The 4,865-nt window shown below is 26.0% G+C and carries 9 protein-coding genes; 6 read left to right on the plus strand and 3 right to left on the minus strand.

The features are described 5' to 3' along the window. The 3 genes from cas8a1 to Q5F54_RS10685 form a co-directional block, all read right to left on the minus strand. Positions 1-625 (minus strand): type I CRISPR-associated protein Cas8a1/Csx8 (gene cas8a1, locus Q5F54_RS10675; RefSeq protein WP_302334406.1); only part of this gene is annotated, 625 nt, incomplete at its 3' end. Positions 626-639: 14 nt separating this feature from the next. Continuing rightward, positions 640-1,245, minus strand: a complete 606-nt coding sequence (gene cas6 / locus Q5F54_RS10680) for a CRISPR-associated endoribonuclease Cas6 (RefSeq protein WP_302334409.1) — start codon at positions 1,243-1,245, stop codon at positions 640-642. A gap of 388 nt (positions 1,246-1,633) precedes the next feature. Then, entirely contained in the window at positions 1,634-1,897 is a 264-nt protein-coding gene (locus Q5F54_RS10685) for a Mor transcription activator family protein (RefSeq protein ID WP_288248013.1), read from the minus strand. A gap of 156 nt (positions 1,898-2,053) precedes the next feature. On the opposite strand from Q5F54_RS10685, the gene Q5F54_RS10690 reads away from it, so the two are divergent. From Q5F54_RS10690 to Q5F54_RS10715, 6 genes are all read left to right on the plus strand, one after another. Then, positions 2,054-2,593, plus strand: a complete 540-nt coding sequence (locus tag Q5F54_RS10690; RefSeq protein WP_302334407.1) for an N-acetylmuramoyl-L-alanine amidase — start codon at positions 2,054-2,056, stop codon at positions 2,591-2,593. Positions 2,594-2,692: 99 nt separating this feature from the next. Continuing rightward, positions 2,693-2,908 carry a DUF1659 domain-containing protein gene (locus Q5F54_RS10695; RefSeq protein WP_071120340.1) on the plus strand — a complete coding sequence of 72 codons (216 nt, stop codon included), beginning with the start codon at positions 2,693-2,695 and terminating at the stop codon, positions 2,906-2,908. A gap of 44 nt (positions 2,909-2,952) precedes the next feature. Beyond that, on the plus strand, positions 2,953-3,180 hold the full coding sequence (locus Q5F54_RS10700) for a DUF2922 domain-containing protein (RefSeq protein WP_281539090.1): 228 nt from the start codon (positions 2,953-2,955) through the stop codon (positions 3,178-3,180). Positions 3,181-3,264: 84 nt separating this feature from the next. After that, entirely contained in the window at positions 3,265-3,411 is a 147-nt protein-coding gene (locus Q5F54_RS10705; RefSeq protein ID WP_071120338.1) for a YvrJ family protein, read from the plus strand. Positions 3,412-3,563: 152 nt separating this feature from the next. Further along, positions 3,564-4,421 carry a thermonuclease family protein gene (locus tag Q5F54_RS10710; RefSeq protein ID WP_288306336.1) on the plus strand — a complete coding sequence of 286 codons (858 nt, stop codon included), beginning with the start codon at positions 3,564-3,566 and terminating at the stop codon, positions 4,419-4,421. 80 nt (positions 4,422-4,501) lie between these two features. Continuing rightward, on the plus strand, positions 4,502-4,865 hold a 364-nt coding region (locus Q5F54_RS10715), incomplete at its 3' end, for a staygreen family protein (protein ID WP_302334408.1).

A 4,865-nucleotide genomic window follows, 5' to 3' on the forward strand; every position in this document is an offset into this window, starting at 1 on the left:
ATGCAAATGGTATAAAGTCAAACTCTTGTATGTCTTGTCCAACAAAGCTACTCATATTAAATCCAAACCCTGTTGATTTTCCTTTTTTAGGTGCATCAATATAATAACCTACTAATCTACAATACTTCTGATTTTCATTAAATAATTGGTTAGTATTACAGTAATTTTTATACATGTCTGACTTATTCCTAAAAGTTTCAAGAATTAGTTCTTCTCTATGTTTATTAACTAAAGACAATATTTCATCTCTATTAGTTCCATCAAATTTAATTTTCTTAAATATTTTTTTCATTATTGTATTTCCAGATAGTTTTTCATTTATTAACTTTATAATATATGTATTATCATTTTCATTATTATCTTGATTATAATGTTCTAAGTTAAGTTCTACATACTTATGATGAAGATTTTCACCATATTTTTTTTCTACAAATTTTAAATAGTTTTCTTTTGTTATTAATTCACTATTGTACAATATATACTCATCTTCTACTTTATAAGAAGTTTCTAATGTATCTATATATTCAAAATATTCTAAAAGACCTACTATAGCAGCAGAAAATCTCCAGTCAGAAGGCTCTAATTTAACATTAAAATCTGTATTATTTTCTAAAATAGTTTTCATTTAAATGCCTCCTTTTACAAATCCTGTGTTAATAAATCTAAATAACCAAACATTGTATTTCGACTTCCCATGCCTACATCATATAAATACTGAAGTAATAATGGATTTCCTTCTAATAAAAATGATCCTACTGTTGTATCTACATATGTATCGTAATGCTTTACTAAAACCTTTTTACAATTTATAGGCGAAAACTTAATACTATCTACTATATCTTTGCTAAACCCTGTTTGAGATATTTGATTTTTCAGAACTACTTTTAATTGTTCATTAAACTTTTCATCACTATATACATAATGATTATCTTTGTTTGTTTCTTTATTATGATCTCTGATACAAAGTCCATATGTTTTGAATATTACTTTTGAGCTTGTTATTTTTTGTTCTCTTTGTTGATGAATTTGTTTTAAGGTGATTGAATTTTGATTTGTTATTAAAAATTTTTTATTTTTCTGTTTCATGAATGCCTGTTGCAAAAGAAGTCCTGTTTTTTGTCTGTCATCACTTGTAAATAATACTTTTATACTATTATCTTCTAATATTATTTCATCTTTTGTAAATTTAGCTTTTGGTAACTTTAATGAAAAGCAAAAATCTTTTTGTTTTTTATATAGCTTAATATTATTCTTCTATAATCTTTTGGCAATGAACTTTTTTCTAATTCAAACGTTAAATAAAATCTCATATATACCTCCTTCTTGTATTTTATACTGTAATGGTAGCACACATATATTATATATATCTACATATTTTAAAATAATAATTCATGGATTTTATATATTATAGAAGTATTACTATTTGACTTTACTAAATTTATCTGATATGTTTTATTATATAAACCATATTGGAATGTAAATTGAATCATTATATTAAATATTTATAATAACTAAGTAGTCCATATTGGAAAAACTAGACTAAAATAATATAAAACTTTTAGTCTAGTTTCCATTTCAACTTCATTCTATTATTGTCTATAATCGTCTTTGATTCAATTATATATATTTTTTATTAATATTTATGATTATAGTTAATGATATTTCTAACTTGAGCTGTGCTAATTCCAAACTTTCTAGAAACCTTTTTATAATCACCATCAAAACTCTCCCTAATCATCCTGTTTCTAGCCCCTTTAACAAGACTTGATTCATTAGGTATATATAAATTACTTCCTCCAGCAAACTTAACCAAACTCTTAAAAGCATCCATACCTATAACCTCAACAACATCAACAACTCCCTCTGGTAAATCATTTATAGTTAAATTATCTAACATAATATCCTCCTATATAACTTTATTTTTTTAAAACACATACTATATACATTCTCTAATAAGTACAAAGCCTCCTACTAAATTCTTCAAATAGTTTAATATTTATCTTAAATAAAACCATATTAAACTATTACTAAAATAATATAAGGAGGTATAAATATGAAATGGTATTTAGACTTTGGACATGGAGGAAAAGACTCTGGCGCAGTTGGAGCTTATAATACAAAAGAAAGTAATATAGTTTTAAAAATAGGAATGATTATAAAAGAAAGCTTAGAAAAACATAATCAACAAGTAATAACGACACGACAAGATGATAAATACTACTTCCTAGATTATAGAAGTAAAAAGGCAAACGAAAACAAATGTGACTACTTTGTAAGTATACATATGAACGCTGCAACTAACAAATTAGCAAAGGGTTGTGAGGTATGGGTTTATGATGAAAAAAGTAAGGTGTATACATTATCTAAAAACATATGCACTAATCTTTCAAAGGCTATAAATACTTTAAACAGAGATGTAAAAATATCAAAAAAGTTTTCAGTACTTAGAAAAACTAAAATGCCAGCATTACTAATAGAGATAGACTTTATATCTAACCCTAGTGTTGAATCAAATCTAGCTTCTGAAAAATACATAAAAGATATATCGTCAAGTATCTCCTCTACTCTACTATCATTTGCTAATATTTTATAAAATATTTTCTTCAAAGATTTTAATATATAACAAACACAATAGTTTCTATACTTAATATCAAGAAGATATTAATCTTTTAAAATAATTGGAGGTGGCTATATGGTAGTTAATGAAATGCAAAATCCATCAAGTCTAAGAATAAAGCTAGATTTAGGTATGGTAGATGGTAAAACAAAGGTTAAAAGTAAGACATTTTCATCAGTTAAACCTGATGCATCAGCACAAAATGTGTATGAGGTTGCAGAGGCTTTAATGGAGCTTCAAGAATACTCTACAATTGAAATAGCTAAGATAGATAACACTACTTTAGCTTAAAAAATTTACTTTTTTCAAATTATTATATTTAAGGAGGAATAAATATGGAAATAAACAAAAGACTTGTTATGACTTTTAAAACTACTGATGATAAGAAGGTTTCTTTATCAGTTGATGACCCAAGAGAGGATATTACTGAGTCTGAGATAAAATCAGCTATGGATTTAGTAGTAGCTAAAAATATCTTTGCCCCTAATGGTGCTGATATAGCATCAATAGTTGAGGCTAAGGTTGTTGTTACTGATACTACACCTTATGATTTAGAATTATAAAAAAGTTTACTTTACAAAAGCTATGTCTAAATTTTTGGCATAGCTTTTTTGTTAATTAAAAATATTGAAGGGATGTGTTTTAAGATGAATTCAGAGTTACAAACTTTGATAGCTTCTGTAGGCTTTCCTATTGCTCTTAGTATGTATTTACTTGTGAGGATTGAGGGTAAGTTACAGACTTTATCTGATAGTATTAATGAATTATCTAAAAATATTATAAGGATAAAATAGAAAAAGGCAGTCATTTGATTTGCCTTTTTTGTTTAACTTAAACAAAATATTCTCGTCAATAAATTACATTTTTCACTCTATTTATTGGTATTTCATAATAAATGTATTATAATAATATTTTGTAATAAACTTATAATGTAGGGGGAAATCTTATGAAATTTAATAAATTAAAATCAATATTTCTGTCATCAGCATTAGCAATATCTATATTTTTTACTGGATGTTCTAACGGTGACCAAAATACAATTACAAATCAAACACAAATTAAGGACTCAACATCTAGTAATAGTCAAGTAAGTGTTGAATCTAATAGTTCATATCAAGACTCTAGTTCTAGTAAAGAAGTTCCTAAAGGCTCTGTTAAAGCAACTGTTGAAAGAGTTGTAGATGGAGATACAATGAAACTTAAATTAGATAAAACTAAAGAAGTTGTAACTTTAAGACTTTTATTAGTAGATACTCCAGAGTCAGTTAAAAAAGGTGTTGATCCTCAACCATACTCAATAGAAGCATCAAATTTTGCAAAAAATACTTTAAAAGCTGGAGATACAGTTTATATTGAATATGATGAAGGTGATAAAACTGATAAATATGATAGACATTTAGGTTATTTATGGTACTACTCTAAAGATAACTCTAATTGGCAAATGTTTAATGAAACATTAATATCTGAAGGGTATGCTAGAGTTGGATATATCTATTCTCAAAAAAGACATTTAGATGAGTTTTATAAGGCTCAGGACTATGCAAAGTCAAATAAATTAAATATATGGTCTGTTGATGGATATGTAACTGATAGAGGATATGATGTAGATGCTTATAATTCTAATAAGAATACTTCTTCTAATAGCTCTAGTTCATCAAGTAATATAGTTTATGCTAATGGTGGTTCTTCTAGTTCAAACAAGTACCATTCTACTAAAGATGCACATAATATGAAAGGTGCTGTTAAGATGACTGAAAAGGAAGCTAAGTCTAAAGGTTATGTGCCTTGTGGGATATGTTATTAGATTTACTTAAAATTTAATGTGTCATATATATCTTAAACTTAATATTATATATAAATTAAAAGTATTAAGTTGGTGATAGTATGAGGTTTAGTCCCGATAAACTAGAAACAAATTTTATAGAGCCTATAAATTTATATGGTCCTATTAAAGATAGAAAGTATACTCTTACACATTCTGATACTACTGGTATGATGTTTTTAACAATAGCTAATGAATATAATTATAATGCTATAAATTATGATTTAAGAGATGAAATTTTGGGTGCATGGAAAGAATCTGATACTTCTTATATTTTATTTTTCTATGCTTATGTTTGTAACTTAAGTTATGCTGATGCTTTATATAGATATAATATATTTAAATCCCATATAGATTCAGCGTTACAAGCTATAATTTATGGTGATAGGATGTTGTTAAGTAAATATCCTGAACTTTTAAACACTC

The sequence above is a fragment of the uncultured Romboutsia sp. genome (assembly GCF_958366745.1).
GTDB classification, from domain to species: Bacteria; Bacillota; Clostridia; order Peptostreptococcales; family Peptostreptococcaceae; genus Romboutsia; species Romboutsia timonensis.